The sequence below is a fragment of the Henriciella litoralis genome, assembly GCF_002088935.1.
GTDB lineage: Bacteria > Pseudomonadota > Alphaproteobacteria > Caulobacterales > Hyphomonadaceae > Henriciella > Henriciella litoralis.
The window spans coordinates 536,252-550,448 of the sequence record NZ_NCSS01000004.1 but is presented as its reverse complement, the minus strand read 5'-3'; the positions used below and the strand labels follow the sequence as shown (position 1 = coordinate 550,448).

Here is a 14,197-nt window from a genome sequence, read left to right as displayed (position 1 = left end):
TTAATGCTTCCAGACGATCTCGCTGTCGGAATATCCTTGGAAATAAAGCGCAGCAGTGAGGTCAGTGACCGAGATCGCACAGTCTGAGGCGGCTGCCGTCACGGGCTTGGCGCGGTAGGCGACGCCGAGGCCGGCTGCTTCGATCATGGCCAGATCATTGGCGCCGTCGCCCATCGCCAGAGCATCGCTGACGGTGACATCCATCTCTGCCGCTTCTGATTTCAGGGCGTCCAATTTGGCCTCGCGGCCGAGAATCGGTGTGCCGACCTCGCCCGTAAGCTGCACGCCATCATCGATCAGCGTATTGCCGCGATGGCTGTCGAAACCGGCCGCGTTGGCGATTCGCGACGTGAAATAGGTGAACCCGCCGGAGACCAGAATGCAGCGCGCGCCCTCCGCCTTCATCGAGGCGACCAGCGTTTCTGCGCCCGGCATCAGTGTGATGCGTTCCTTGTAGCAGCGCTCCAGCGCTGAGAGGTCGAGGCCTTTCAGCTTGCCGACACGTTCTCTTAGGGCGTCCTCAAATTGCAGCTCGCCGCGCATGGCGCGTTCGGTGATTGCCGAGATCTCGGCTTTCAGTCCGGCGAAGTCTGCCAACTCATCGAGGCATTCCTGTTCGATGATGGTGGAGTCCATATCGCAGATGAGCAGTTTCTTGCGCCGATTTGCGGTCGGCGAGATGCAGATGTCGGCCTTGTCCTTGAAAACTTTCTCAAGGGAGTCGCGCAGAGCTGCTGTGTCTGCAACGTCTGCGGCCTGCTCGATCGCAGTGAAGTGACCGTCGCCGCTCAGCAGGCGGACAGGGCCGACATTGCTGATATTGCAGCTCGCCAGCGCCGTCCCCAGCGTATCACCGAGATGTTGGAGGCTGTGCGAAGACTTCGCGACCACCGTGGCAACGTGGCTGAAATCTGACGTTTTTTTATCCATCGCGGCTGTCCTTACTTAACGAGGGCGTTCAAACTCTCTACGTCTATATTGATGAAACCTGCAATCCTGATCCACGGACCAACTGCCAGCGGAAAAACAGCCCTCTCAATTGAGGTTGCACGTAAATACAATGGCGAGATCGTCAACGCCGATTCCATGCAGGTCTACAGCGAGCTGAAAGTTATTTCCGCGCGCCCCGACGCAGAAGAGATGGAGGGGATCCCGCATCATCTGTTTGGGCACATGCCTGCAGGTGAGCGCTATTCGACCGGCATCTGGCTGGAGCAGGCGCGCGCCGTCATCGAAGACATTCAGAAGCGCGAGAAGACGGCTGTCGTGGTCGGCGGAACGGGGCTTTATCTTTTGGCGCTGGTGGACGGCCTCTCCGATATCCCGCCCGTGCCAGAGGATGTCCGCCACGAAGTTCTGGAAATTTCCAAGAAGGACGGTCTGCGCGGTCTCAAGATCCGCCTCCAAGCTGTCGACCCGGAAGCGGCCGAGCGGATAAATGATAATGATCGCCAGCGCCTGATGCGCGCCTATGAGGTGTGGCTGGCCACTGGGCGCGCGCTGACCAGCTTTCAGCAGCAGCGCACAAAGGGTGTTCTCAACCCCGATGAATGGCTGGGCGTGGCGCTAACCCCGCCCCGGTCAAAGCTTTATGCGCGGATCGACAAACGGTTCGAAGGCATGCTGATGGAAGGCGCGATGGAAGAGGCGCGTAAGCTGGTAGACCTCGGCATCGACCCTGAGCTGCCAGCCATGAAAGCGCATGGCATGCCCTGGCTCTCTGCCTTTATTCGCGGTGAGATCGATTCTGAAACCGCTGCGGAGAATGCCAAGCGTGATACGCGCCGCTATGCAAAACGTCAGTTTACCTGGATCGGACGTCAGTTCCCGTTCTGGCCGAGAATACCGGGAACAGAGCTTTCAACGCGGATGAGGGTTATTTCTGCCCTTTATAAGGAGGTTGACCGCTAGCTTGAGGCACGTTATGCCCCTTTCAAGTTTTGGAGGAAACACCCTTGCGCCAGCAGAAGGTAATCGTACTTAGGCACCCGTGACCGACATGTCATATGTCGGCGCGGGCGCGCATGGAAGGGTCTCTAACGAGGCCCTTTTTCTTTTTAAGCCCTGATCATTCGCCGGAAATCTAAACAGATGAGCAGCAATATGGACACCCACACGCTTTCGCAGACCGATACGACGCCCCGCATCATGACGGGCGCCGAAATTGTGATCACCGCGCTGAAAGAGCAGGGCGTGGAAACGATGTTCGGATATCCGGGCGGGGCGGTTCTACCCATTTATGACGCGCTCTATTCAGAGCCGTCGATCCGGCACATCCTTGTTCGACATGAGCAGGGGGCAGGCCATGCCGCAGAAGGCTATGCCCGTTCCACGGGCAAGTGCGGCGTCGTGCTCGTCACCTCCGGACCCGGCGCGACGAATATGGTCACGCCGATTACAGATGCGATGATGGACTCCATTCCAATGGTCGTCATCACCGGCCAGGTGCCGAGCCACCTGATCGGCACGGATGCCTTCCAGGAATGCGATACGGTCGGCATCACGCGGTGCTGCGCCAAGCACAATTATCTCGTCACCGACGTCGATAATCTGGCCCGCGTCATCCATGAAGCGTTCCTGATCGCGACATCCGGACGTCCCGGCCCCGTCGTGATCGACATCCCGAAGGACGTCCAGTTCGCGACCGGTCGCTATATCGGCAAGGCCGGCGTTGTGAAGAAAACCTATCAGCCGAAGACCGAACCGAGCGAGCACGCCATCCGCGATGCGCTCGACATGATGGCCACCGCGCGGCGCCCGGTTTTCTATACCGGCGGCGGGGTCATCAATGCCGGGCCAGAAGCCTCCAGGCTGCTGCAGGAATTGCAGGCAGTCACGGGTGTTCCGGTCACATCGACCTTGATGGGCCTTGGCGCCTTCCCGGCCAGCCACGAAGACTGGCTCGGCATGGTTGGCATGCACGGCGCCTATGAAGCCAATAATGCGATGCATGATTGCGATCTGATGATCTGTGTTGGCGCGCGGTTTGATGACCGGGTGACCGGCAAGGTCTCGGCCTTCTCGCCGGGTTCACGCAAGATCCACATCGATATCGACCCGTCCTCGATCAACAAGATCATCCGGGTCGACGTGCCGATCATCGCCGATTGCAAGAATGCGCTTCAGGCCCTGCTGGATGGCTGGAAGAAACGCCAGCTGCCCAAGCCGGACCTGTCCGACTGGCAAGAGCAGATCGCAAAATGGCGCGCGGTCGATTGCTTTTCCTATCCTGAAAATGACGGGTCGATCCGCCCACAATATGCGGTTGAGCGGCTCTATGAGCTGACCAAGGATCGCGACACCTACATTTCGACAGAGGTTGGCCAGCACCAGATGTGGGCGGCCCAGCACTATCATTTCGAAGAGCCGAACCGCTGGATGACCAGTGGCGGCCTCGGCACGATGGGCTATGGCCTGCCGGCAGCGGTCGGCATTCAGGCGGCCCACCCGGACAGTCTGGTGATCGACATTGCCGGCGAAGCTTCGGTCCAGATGGTGATGCAGGAAGTTTCCACGGCCGTTCAGCACAGATTGCCGATCAAGATTTTCATCCTGAACAATGAGTGGATGGGCATGGTCCGCCAGTGGCAGGAATTGCTGCACGGGGAACGTTATTCGCACTCCTATAGTGATAGCCTGCCTGACTTTGTGAAACTGGCAGAAGCCTATGGCGCGCACGGCATACAATGTTCTGACCCGGCGGAGCTCGACACGAAGATCATGGAGATGATCGATCATGATGGTCCGGTGGTGTTTGACTGCCTTGTCACCAAGGCGGAGAACTGCCTGCCCATGATCCCGTCAGGCGCCCCGCATAATGAAATGATCCTCGGCAAGATCTCAGGAAACGAGATCGATGAAGCCGGACGGAAAATGGTCTGAGCGATGACTTTTCAGGCAATCACACATCCGGGCTTCGACAAGCTCAGCATGAGGTTTCTCTTTGCTGACCCGGCAGCTATACGCACCCTCATCCTGAGCCTGTCGAAGGATGAAGCACAAACCCGATATCCCTCCGGAGCCCGCGCATGAGCAAAGAGCCAATCCCCGCCAGCGCCTATGATATGGATCACGCCGAAGAGGCCGACGAGCGCCGCACGCTCGCCGTCCTTGTCGACAATGAGCCGGGCGTCCTAGGCCGTGTCGTCGGGCTGTTCTCTGCGCGTGGCTACAATATTGAGAGCCTGACTGTCGCCGAAGTGGACCGGGGCAAACATCGCTCGCGGATCACCATCGTGACGACCGGGACCGCCCATATGCTCGAGCAGATCGAGGCGCAGCTGCTGCGTCTGGTGCCGGTCGCTGCCGTCATCGACATCACCAAGTCCAAGCGCGGCATTGAGCGTGAGCTGGCGCTGGTGAAGGTTGCGGGGCAGGGCGAACCGCGCGTCGAAGCGCTGCGCATCGCAGAGATTTTCCGTGCCCGCGTCATCGATACGACGAATGAGAGCTTCATCTTCGAGATCACCGGCGCGTCCGACAAGATCGACCAGTTCACCGACCTGATGGAGCCGCTCGGCCTCGTCGAGGTCAGCCGCACCGGCGTCCTCTCCATTCGGCGCGGGAAGGATGCGGGATGAATTGGGAAGATGAGGCAGAATGCGCTATCTGTGGTGAAGGTGCATGCGGCTCGCAGTACATAGGCTCCCGCGATGTAACCCAAGCAAATTGCCCCGCTTGCGGCGATTACTTCGCGGGTGACTTGAGTTTCGAAGTTCTCGAATCTGACAAGTGGTGGACTGAGGTTCGTCGAGCAGCTCTTTCTCACCTCATTAGAACAAAACGAAATCTGCCATTCTATTCAGATACGACAATTCCGTGGATCTCCCATGCCGAGCTGGAGAGATTGAAGAAGGAAAACATTTCACTACCCACTCGTCTCGTTCAAATGGACAATCTGGTAAGATATCTTGGCGATCTAGAGTTGGAAAAGGGTTCTCCCGATTTCGAGGCAGCAATTGGGCTGCAGGGACTTATAGGGGCGCCGTCAGAAGAGTCCCTTGGAAGGTTGGCTATGGATATGGTCGATGAAGGGCTACTGTCGGACAGTACTACCTTAGATGAGGTGATGGGAGCTCCTCCGACTTTGCTGCAGGCACGACTTAGTTTGGCGGGTTGGAAACGGTGGGAGCAATTGGCTCGTGGTGACACCCGATCGAAAGACGGATTCATAGCAATGCAATTCGGAGATGCTCGACTGGATGCATTCATCAACGATGTGTTGAAGCCCGGAGTCGATAAACATCTGGGCGTCGCCGTGAATCGAGTAGACAGCCCTGACACAGTTAAAGCGGGCCTCATTGACAACGTAATGAGGGAAGCAATCGAAGACGCCGCTTTTGTGCTGGTCGATCTCAGTCACGGCAACAAGGGAGCGTATTGGGAAGCGGGCTTGGCGGAAGGGCTCGGCAAACCTGTGATCTATTTGTGCGAACAAGCGGTATGGGATGATCCCCGCACTCGCCCACATTTCGACGTCAACCACCGAACGACCATCATGTGGGATGAAGCTAACCCCGAAAAGTTTGTCACTACTCTTGTGGCCACAATTAAAAACTCACTCAGACATCGATACAACTAACGGAGTAACTCAAAGTGAAAGTCTATTACGAGCAGGATGCCGACCTCGGCCTTATCCAGTCCAAAAAAGTTGCTGTCATTGGCTATGGCAGCCAGGGCCATGCGCATGTTCTGAACGCACGCGACAGCGGCGTGAAAGATGTGGTTGTCGGCCTTCAGGAAGGCTCTTCCAGCCGCAAGAAGTGCGAAGCCGAAGGCCTGACGGTCATGACGCCAGCCGAGGCCACCAAGTGGGCCGATGTCGTGATGATCCTCATTCCGGATGAGAAGCAGGCTGTCCTCTGGGCGAATGAAATCGAGCCGCATGTCCGCCCCGGTCAGCACATCATGTTCGGCCACGGCTTCAACGTTCACTACAACCTCATCCGCCCGATGGAAGGCGTTGACGTCTCGCTGTCCGCGCCAAAAGGCCCCGGCCACACCCTGCGTGACCAGTATCAGCGCGGCTTCGGCCTGCCAGGTCTCGTTGCGATCCATCAGGACGCGACGGGCACCGCAAAAGACGTGGCGCTCTCTTACTCCAAAGCCATCGGCAACACTCGCGCCGGGGTCATCGAGACCTCGTTCCGCGAAGAAACCGAAACTGACCTCTTTGGCGAACAGGCCGTGCTTTGCGGCGGTATCGTCGAGCTGATCAAGGCAGGCTTCGAGACCCTCGTCGAGGCAGGATACGCCCCGGAGATGGCCTACTTTGAGTGCCTGCACGAAACCAAGCTGATCGTCGACCTGATATATGAAGGCGGTATCGCCAACATGAACTACTCGATTTCCAACACCGCTGAGTATGGCGAATACGTCTCCGGTCCACGCGTTGTGACCAGCAAGACGAAGTCGGAGATGAAGAAGATCCTGACGGACATCCAGGACGGCACGTTCGCGCGCAACTGGGTGCTGGAAAACCAGGCCGGTGCGCCAGGCTTCCACGCCAAACGCGCCCGTATGAACGATCACCTCATTGAGGAAGTCGGCGAAAAATTGCGTGGCATGATGCATTGGGCACAGAACGATCGTCTGGTAGACAAGTCGCGTAACTAGGCGACCTTCCAGGGAAAACAGACATGGCAGATCCGAAGATCGAAGATCAAAAACCTTCGACCGGCGGGTCTGCCGTGCGCTTTCTGGCAGGTGAGGCCGTTTACCTGCTGGCGCCGCGGACCTTTGCGGGTCTCGCTGCAATTGCAGGCGTGCTGGTGCTCGCCGCCCTGATGATCCCCGCCAGTCTGGAGGATCTGCCCTTCGACTTGCCGCTTGGCCTGCTCGAAGTCTCTCACTTCGTCGCCTCGATTGCGGGCACGCTTCTCATCCTGCTGTCTATGGGCCTCGGGCAGCGCCTGCACTCTGCCTGGCTTGCGGGTCTCATCATCATCGCCTTGCTGTCGGTGCTGACGGTTCTGGCTGGCGGGCATGTTGGCCTGGCGATTTTCCTGGCGCTCGCGACGGTTGCCATGGGCGCCTCGCGACATGCCTTCTACCGTAAGGGGTCGATCTCCGAGATCGCCGTTTCGCCAGAGCGCGTGCTGTTGCTGGTCGGGCTCCTGGCCGGGGTCGCCTGGCTTGGTTTCTTTGCCTATCGCAACGTCCAGTACCGCAATGACCTCTGGTGGACTTTTGCGCTGGATGCAGATGCCTCTCGCTTCTTGCGGGCGCTCGTCACCGTTGCTGTTACGGCGGCGCTCTTCATTTTCTGGCGCCTTTTGCAGCCGCGCGGCGCCCCGGGCCTGCCGGAGCGGACCGCTGAACTGGATGAAAAGATAAGCGCCGTATTAAGCGCGCCCGGCACAGCGCAGGCCGAAGGTGCGCTCGCCTATCTGGACGACAAACGTTTCATGTTTTCCGAAGATGGTCGCGCCTTTGTCATGTATGGCGTGCGCGGGCGAAACTGGATCGTCATGGGGCCTCCGGTTGGGCCGAAAGATGCCGCCCAGACGCTCGCCTTCGCCTTCAAACGATTTGCAGACCGCGCCCGCGCCAATGTGATCTTTTATGCGGTGCCGGCCAGCTTCCTGCCCGTCGCGCTCGATCTTGGGCTGGTCGCTCAGAAGGTGGGTGAGACCGCGATCATAAATCTCGAAGACTTCACGCTGGAGGGCAGTGACCGGGCCCGCTTGCGCCAGGCGGTCAACAAGCTGAAGCGCGAAGACAACAGGTTTGAAATGCTGCCGCCCGGCGCGTTCGATGAGCATGCCGAGGTCTACAAGTCGGTCTCTGATGCCTGGCTCGCGCGTCACTCAGGCGCAGAGAAAGCCTTCACGCTTGGCAAGTTCGATGAGGACTATCTGCGCCGCTTCAGCCTCGCGACGATCTGGAAAGGCGACCAGCTGATGGCGTTCGCAAATGTCTGGGAATCGGGCGACCGCAAAACCCTGATGATCGACCTGATGCGTCACCATCCCGACGCGCCAAGCCCCGTGATGGATGCGCTATTTGCTGAGCTTGCCCTTTGGGGCCGCGCGGCAGGCTTCAAGCGGCTCGATCTCGGCATGGCGCCGCTCGCAGGTCTTGCGACCCAACGCGAAGCCGATGTGCTGAGCCGCCTCGGTGCCTTCGTCTATTCGCATGGCGAAAACGTCTACGGCTTTGAAGGCCTGCGCCGCTACAAGGAGAAGTTCCACCCTGATTGGGAGCCGGTCTATCTCGCCGCGCCGGGGCGGATGAATATCGCCCTCGCGCTGGCCGATGTTGCCCTGCTGACCAGTGGCGGCCTCCGCAAGATGCTAGGCGGCAAATAGGCATTTGCCCGCTATCGACGACTTCCACCAAGCCTTGTCGCGCCTACCCACTGGCTACAGTCAGGGGGGCTATGAAGGCAATCGCTGGGGCGTGACGGTGGAGCGGTCTTCGGACGGTCGGCGCGTGAAGCTTTATGGCGAAGCGCTGGGCGGCAATGATCATGTCAGCTTCAATCTCTACCGGGTTTCTGGCGAGGCCCGTTTGAAGCCTTGCGAAATGCCTGCAAGCAAGGTCATTGCGTTTGTCGCGGGCTTCGTGCCCGACGCAACATCATGACATAATTCTCATTTGCCCGGTCTGAATTTCGCCTGAATGGCGAATTAAAAAGCTTTGTGTTGAGGCCGATGTGGCCAGGCGCCATTTTCATGGGACCGCCAAGCAGAAGTTTGAGAGAGCAAATGAGAATCAAGACACTGACAGCCTGCGCGATGTTCGCAATGCTACCGATTTCCGCGTCTGCAGACACCAATGTGCGTCCTGGCCTCTGGAGCTATCAGGCGAGCTTTGCGCTCGGTCCGATCCCGATGCAGGACGTGGGCAGCCAGTGCATCGATCCGGTCATGGCTGGATCGTCCTATGACGCGCTTCTGAATGACATCAATGCCAATTGCGAGGTGACGAGCAGTTCCTACCAGACCGATGGCTATCACTTTAAGATGCGCTGTGCTGGCGGTCCGGACGGTGAATTGAGCGGACGGCTGACGGTGAACGGCGATCAGGCGCAACTCAATGCCACGGGATGGACCGGAACAACCGAAGAGAACGTCCCGGTTATTCTGTCCGCGTCTGCATCACGGGTCGCAACGACCTGCCAATAAATTTTCGGGACTTCATTTTCCGGACGCTTTATGCCCGGAAAATATCCCTGTTTGACTGCTATCCATGCAGTCGCGCCGAAGGGTGTTGAAGCTTCGTCAGGTCGCTTTGACAGCCTTCGGCGTTTTCCATAGGTGTGGCACAGATGGCCAAATTTATACCTGTAGATACGTTCGACCTTGTCATTTTCGGAGGGACGGGCGACCTCAGTCAGCGCAAGCTGCTTCCGGCCCTGTACCACCGTTTTCTTGACGGGCAGATCCCTGAAGATTCAAGGCTCGTAGCCGCCTCGCGCAGCACGATGTCGAACAAGGCGTTTCGCGAGTTTGCGCTTGAGGCCTGTAAGAATTTCACGGGCGAAACCGTTGAGCCGGAGGACTGGGCCAAGTTCGAGAAGATGCTGTCCTATATCAGCATGGACGCAACAGACCCGGACGCCGACTGGGATAAGCTCAAGGCCCAGCTCGTCGATGATGATCGGCCCACCATCTTCTATCTGGCAGTGACGCCTAAAATCTACGTTCCTATTTGCGAGGCGCTTGGCAAGGCGGGCCTGTCGAAGGGCGATGCGCGCGTCGTGCTGGAAAAGCCGATCGGGACTGATCTAGAGTCCGCGCGCGCCATCAATGCGGGCGTCGGCGCCGTTTTCCGCGAAGACCATATCTACCGGATCGATCATTATCTCGGCAAAGAGACCGTCCAGAACCTGTTGGTGCTGCGCTTTGGAAACACTCTGTTCGAACCGCTCTGGAACCGCACAGCCATCGACCACATCCAGATCACCGTGTCTGAGGATGTCGGCGTCGGTGATCGCGCGGGCTATTACGACAGCGCAGGCGCCGTGCGGGACATGTTGCAGAACCATCTGCTACAACTGCTTTGCCTCATCGCGATGGAGCCGCCAAATTCGGTGACCGCCGATGAGATCCGGACGGAAAAGATCAAGGTACTGAATGCGCTTCGGCCGGTTGAGGCGAAATGCGCGGCGCAGGAAACCGTGCGCGCGCAATACGGGCCGGGCACCGTCGATGGCAAGCAGGTCAAAGGCTATCTCGAAGAGCTCGACAATCAGGACAGCAAGACCGAGACCTTCGTCGCGATCAAGGCATGGGTGGATAATTGGCGCTGGGCGCGCGTACCGTTCTATCTTCGGACCGGCAAGCGCATGCGGTCTCGTCACTCAGAGATCGTGGTGCAGTTCCGTGAGGCGCCACACGCCATGTTTGGCGAGGAGCAAGCCCATTCTAACCGGCTGATCATCCGGCTGCAGCCCGATGAGGGCGTGCAGCTCTATGTGCAGATCAAAGAACCCGGACCGGGCGGCCTCCGCGTTCAGTCTCTACCGTTGAACCTGTCCTACGCAGAGTCCTTTCAGCTGAGATATCCGGACGCCTATGAGCGTCTTCTGATGGATGTCGTGCGCGGCAACCTCTCCCTCTTCATGCGGCGCGAAGAGGTCGAGGAAGCTTGGGAATGGGTGGATGGTCTGCTGGACGCCTGGCAGGACGCAAAAGTGCCGGTCTACACGTATTCCGCAGGTCTCGAAGACGGCCCGGTTGAGGCCCGCATGTTGCTTCGCCAGGACGAACGCGATTGGTGGAGCAACGGCAAATGAGCGATCTTCACCCAAAAATCGCAGAGGTCACAGCGCGGATCGAAAACCGGTCCAAGGAGACCCGTGCCGCCTATCTTGATCTCATCGCCTCGCGAAAGCCGGAGGGCTTTGCGCGTGAGAAGCTCGCCGACGGCAATCTCGCGCATGCCTCGGCCGGGTGTGCTGTCATCGACAAGACCCAGCTTCTGGGCGCGTCATGGCCGAATATCGGCATCATCACCGCCTATAATGACATGCTCTCGGCGCATGCGCCCTATGAGCATTACCCTGAGATCATCCGCGATGCCGCACGCAAGGTGAACGCGACCGCGCAGGTCGCGGGCGGCGTTCCGGCCATGTGTGATGGCGTCACCCAGGGCCAGGAAGGCATGGAGCTGTCGCTCTTTTCGCGTGATGTGATCGCGCTGGCCTCGGCCGTCTCGCTGAGCCACGACATGTTCGATGGTGCGCTGCATCTTGGCATCTGTGACAAGATCGTGCCGGGTCTGATGATCGCGGCTTTGCGCTTTGGTTGGCTGCCGCATGTCTTCGTACCGGGCGGGCCTATGCCATCGGGCCTGCCAAACCCGGAAAAGCAACGCATCCGACAGGAATACGCGCTCGGCAAGGTCGACCGTGCAGCGCTGCTCAAGGCCGAATCCGAGAGCTATCATAGCCCTGGCACCTGCACCTTTTATGGCACGGCAAATTCGAACCAGATGCTGATGGAGGTGATGGGGCTTCACCTGCCAGGTGCGGCCTTTGAAAACCCGGGCACGCCGCTGCGCGAAGCCCTGACCCGGGCCTCGGTCGAGCAAGTCGTCGGTCTCACTGTGAAGCGCGACTACACGCCGATGGGCGAGATGATCGATGCGAAAAGCTGGGTCAATGCGCTGGTCGGCCTGATGGCAACCGGTGGCTCGACCAATCATGCACTCCACATTCCTGCGATGGCGGCAGCTTCGGGCTATCAGATTGAACTTGAAGACTTTTCCGACATTAGCGAGATCACCCCGCTTCTTTGCCGGATCTATCCGAACGGCCCAGCCGATGTGAACCATTTCCAGGCCGCCGGCGGCATGAGCTTCGTCATGAACGAGCTGCTGAAAGCAGGCCTCCTCAATGCGGAGGCGCGCGGCGTGATGGGCTCGATTGCAGACCATGCGCGCGAGCCATGGCTGGACGATGGCAAGCTTGCCTTCCGCGCGCCCGCAGAAGAAAGCGGCGATCTCGATATCGTGCGCCCCGTGTCTGATCCGTTTCAGGCGGAAGGTGGTCTACGCATGCTGGACGGTCCGCTTGGGCGCGGCGTTATCAAGGTGTCTTCGGTCAAGCCGGACCGGCGCGTTATCGAGGCGCCCGCTCGCGTGTTCGACAGCCAGGAGGCGCTGAAAGAGGCGTTCAAGACCGGCGAGCTGGATCGCGATGTCGTCGCTGTTGTGCGGTTTCAGGGCCCGGCAGCCAATGGCATGCCAGAGCTGCATGCCCTGTCGCCAGCGCTCGGCGCGCTGCAGGATAAGGGCTTCCGTGTGGCGCTGGTCACCGATGGACGGATGTCCGGCGCGAGCGGCAAGATCCCTGCGGCGATCCATGTCGGCCCAGAGGCAGCGCGCGGCGGGCCACTGGCGCGCGTTCAGGACGGGGATGTCATCCGGCTGGATGCTGACACCGGGCGACTGGATATAGACGTCGACCCATCCGTGTTCAGCGCGCGTGAGCCGGCCCAGTTCAGGCCCAATCTGCGCGGTCAGGGCCTTGGACGCGAATTGTTCAGTGCGTTCCGTGACAATGCCGGTCGCCCGGAGAGTGGCGGCAGCCTGTTCGAGTTTTTCCTTCCCGGCCCAGGAGCAGGCATTGGTTGAGACTGTTCTCGTCGGCGATATTGGTGGCACGAATGTGCGCTTCGCAGTCGCGCGGCAAGGCTTTGCCGGTCATCCGGTGATATCTGACGTGTCCGTGATGCCGGGCGACGATTTTGCTGACTTTGACGATGCGCTCATCGCCTATTGCGAAAGCCTCGGCGACAAGAAGCCCACCCGCGCGCTCATTGCGCTTGCTGGACCGGTCAGCGACGGTCACGTCAAGCTGACCAATCGCGACTGGGTCGTTGATGCTAAGCGGCTCGAAGCCAATTGCGGGCTGGAGACAGTTCGGCTCGTCAACGATTACGCGGCGATGGCGCGCTCGATTCCTGAGCTGCCGGATAGTCACTTCAAACTTCTGCACGATGGCGAACAGGAGGCTGGCGGGCGCCAGCCCATTCTTGTGTCCGGGCCAGGAACGGGGCTCGGCATGGCGACGCTTCTGCCGGTCGGGCAAAGCGGATGGCGCGTTGTGACAGGGGAGGGCGGCCATGCGGCGTTCGCCCCGGCAACCCCCCGCGAATGGGCGCTCTATGAAGCGCTGAAAGACAAGCATGGTTACGTCTCGAGTGAATTGGTGCTGTCCGGGTCCGGACTAAACGAGGTTCACAAGGCCCTTTGCCGGATCGACGGTGTGGCGTGGCAGGAAATTCCGCCGGCCGAGATGCTGAAACGGGCGCGCGAGGGCGACCAGATCTGCAATGACATCTGTGAGATACGCGCGCGCGGTACGCTCTATGCGCTCGGCGATGCGGCCCTGATGAATGGCACCAAAGGCGGCGTGGTCATTACCGGCGGGGTGGCCGAACGTCTGGCAGACTGGCTTGAAGCCCCCGCTGCGCTGGAGCGGTTCTTCCAGCGTGGACCGATGAGTGCCTATATGAAGCCAATCACTATTCGTCTTCTATTGGCGGGTGAAGCAGCATTGGTCGGTGCGGCCGCTCTATATTTTGATGAGGTGAGCTTACAATGAAAACAATGACTGCGTTCCGGCGCGCCATCGACAAGGCTCCCATTGTTCCGGTTCTCACCGTGCAGGATGTGGCATACGCCGCGCCGCTGGCAGACGCGCTTATCAAGGGCGGCCTGACCTCGGTTGAGGTTACATTGCGCACGCCGGCGGCTCTGGAGGTCATTCGCATCATGGGCGACATGGACAATGATCTGCTTGTTGGTGCGGGTACGATCATTTCTGAAGGCGATGTCGATGCGGCGTTGAAAGCCGGATCGGACTTTCTGGTGACGCCGGGCACATCACCCCTGCTGCTGGAGGCGCTCAGCAATCATGACGGTGTTATCCTGCCGGGTATTTCCTCGGCGAGCGAAGCCATGGCGCGCTTCGATGAGGGCTATGGCGTCATGAAGTTCTTCCCTGCAGAGGCATCCGGTGGCGCGTCTTTCCTGAAATCGCTTGCCGGGCCGTTGCCGCATATGGACTTTATGCCGACGGGGGGGATCACACCAAAGAACGCGGCAGACTATCTCGCCCTGCCAAATGTAATTGCGATTGGTGGCTCATGGATCGCGACGCCAGCCGACATGGCAAACGGGGATTGGGACGCCATCACCGACAAGGCGAGAGATGCTGTCCGCATCGGACGCGACAAAGGCTAGG

Annotated in this window: 13 protein-coding genes; 12 read left to right on the top strand and 1 reads right to left on the bottom strand. The window is 59.4% G+C overall.

The genetic code is table 11. The annotated features are described in order from the left end of the window. A complete protein-coding gene (gene serB / locus B8783_RS02630; RefSeq protein ID WP_084418215.1) occupies nt 1-930 on the bottom strand; it encodes a phosphoserine phosphatase SerB in 930 nt (309 codons plus the stop codon). A 51-nt stretch (nt 931-981) separates the two neighbouring features. Here serB and miaA point away from each other — a divergent pair, with 51 nt between their 5' ends. The 12 genes from miaA to eda all read left to right on the top strand — a co-directional run bounded on the left by miaA (nt 982) and on the right by eda (nt 14,196). Next, nucleotides 982-1,911, top strand: a complete 930-nt coding sequence (gene miaA, locus B8783_RS02625; protein WP_084418214.1) for a tRNA (adenosine(37)-N6)-dimethylallyltransferase MiaA — start codon at nt 982-984, stop codon at nt 1,909-1,911. A gap of 180 nt (nt 1,912-2,091) precedes the next feature. Beyond that, nucleotides 2,092-3,882 (top strand): acetolactate synthase 3 large subunit, encoded by a 1,791-nt coding sequence (locus B8783_RS02620; protein ID WP_084418213.1) that lies wholly within the window; start codon nt 2,092-2,094, stop codon nt 3,880-3,882. 146 nt (nt 3,883-4,028) lie between these two features. Next, nucleotides 4,029-4,580, top strand: coding sequence for an acetolactate synthase small subunit (gene ilvN / locus B8783_RS02615; protein ID WP_084418212.1), 552 nt, complete (start codon nt 4,029-4,031; stop codon nt 4,578-4,580). Then, a complete protein-coding gene (locus tag B8783_RS02610) occupies nt 4,577-5,581 on the top strand; it encodes a hypothetical protein (protein WP_084418211.1) in 1,005 nt (334 codons plus the stop codon). Before ilvN ends, B8783_RS02610 begins: the two co-directional genes overlap by 4 nt. A gap of 14 nt (nt 5,582-5,595) precedes the next feature. After that, nucleotides 5,596-6,615, top strand: a complete 1,020-nt coding sequence (gene ilvC / locus B8783_RS02605) for a ketol-acid reductoisomerase (RefSeq protein WP_084418210.1) — start codon at nt 5,596-5,598, stop codon at nt 6,613-6,615. 23 nt (nt 6,616-6,638) lie between these two features. Then, entirely contained in the window at nt 6,639-8,309 is a 1,671-nt protein-coding gene (locus tag B8783_RS02600) for a phosphatidylglycerol lysyltransferase domain-containing protein (RefSeq protein WP_084418209.1), read from the top strand. Between the two features lie 4 nt (nt 8,310-8,313). Then, on the top strand, nt 8,314-8,586 hold the full coding sequence (locus B8783_RS02595) for a hypothetical protein (RefSeq protein WP_199288147.1): 273 nt from the start codon (nt 8,314-8,316) through the stop codon (nt 8,584-8,586). Nucleotides 8,587-8,708: 122 nt separating this feature from the next. Next, a complete protein-coding gene (locus B8783_RS02590; protein ID WP_169711681.1) occupies nt 8,709-9,128 on the top strand; it encodes a DUF3617 domain-containing protein in 420 nt (139 codons plus the stop codon). 143 nt (nt 9,129-9,271) lie between these two features. Beyond that, the gene (gene zwf / locus B8783_RS02585) at nt 9,272-10,741 is read left to right on the top strand and encodes a glucose-6-phosphate dehydrogenase (protein WP_084418207.1); all 1,470 of its coding nucleotides are present in this window, start codon (nt 9,272-9,274) and stop codon (nt 10,739-10,741) included. Next, complete coding sequence (gene edd, locus B8783_RS02580) at nt 10,738-12,582, top strand: phosphogluconate dehydratase (RefSeq protein WP_084418206.1); 1,845 nt, start codon at nt 10,738-10,740, stop codon at nt 12,580-12,582. The genes zwf and edd overlap by 4 nt, the downstream gene beginning before the upstream one ends. After that, the gene (locus tag B8783_RS02575) at nt 12,575-13,555 is read left to right on the top strand and encodes a glucokinase (RefSeq protein WP_169711680.1); all 981 of its coding nucleotides are present in this window, start codon (nt 12,575-12,577) and stop codon (nt 13,553-13,555) included. The genes edd and B8783_RS02575 overlap by 8 nt, the downstream gene beginning before the upstream one ends. After that, nucleotides 13,552-14,196 carry a bifunctional 4-hydroxy-2-oxoglutarate aldolase/2-dehydro-3-deoxy-phosphogluconate aldolase gene (gene eda, locus B8783_RS02570; RefSeq protein ID WP_084418204.1) on the top strand — a complete coding sequence of 215 codons (645 nt, stop codon included), beginning with the start codon at nt 13,552-13,554 and terminating at the stop codon, nt 14,194-14,196. Before B8783_RS02575 ends, eda begins: the two co-directional genes overlap by 4 nt. Nucleotide 14,197 lies beyond the last annotated feature (1 nt).

Bases quoted from the DNA above. Each gene is read 5' to 3' on its own strand.
- serB (WP_084418215.1), bottom strand. From the start codon at position 930: ATGGATAAAAAAACGTCAGATTTCAGCCACGTTGCCACGGTGGTCGCG.
- B8783_RS02610 (WP_084418211.1), top strand. From the start codon at position 4,577: ATGAATTGGGAAGATGAGGCAGAATGCGCTATCTGTGGTGAAGGTGCA.
- eda (WP_084418204.1), top strand. From the start codon at position 13,552: ATGAAAACAATGACTGCGTTCCGGCGCGCCATCGACAAGGCTCCCATT.
- B8783_RS02600 (WP_084418209.1), top strand. From the start codon at position 6,639: ATGGCAGATCCGAAGATCGAAGATCAAAAACCTTCGACCGGCGGGTCT.
- edd (WP_084418206.1), top strand. From the start codon at position 10,738: ATGAGCGATCTTCACCCAAAAATCGCAGAGGTCACAGCGCGGATCGAA.
- B8783_RS02620 (WP_084418213.1), top strand. From the start codon at position 2,092: ATGAGCAGCAATATGGACACCCACACGCTTTCGCAGACCGATACGACG.
- ilvN (WP_084418212.1), top strand. From the start codon at position 4,029: ATGAGCAAAGAGCCAATCCCCGCCAGCGCCTATGATATGGATCACGCC.
- zwf (WP_084418207.1), top strand. From the start codon at position 9,272: ATGGCCAAATTTATACCTGTAGATACGTTCGACCTTGTCATTTTCGGA.
- miaA (WP_084418214.1), top strand. From the start codon at position 982: ATGAAACCTGCAATCCTGATCCACGGACCAACTGCCAGCGGAAAAACA.
- B8783_RS02590 (WP_169711681.1), top strand. From the start codon at position 8,709: ATGAGAATCAAGACACTGACAGCCTGCGCGATGTTCGCAATGCTACCG.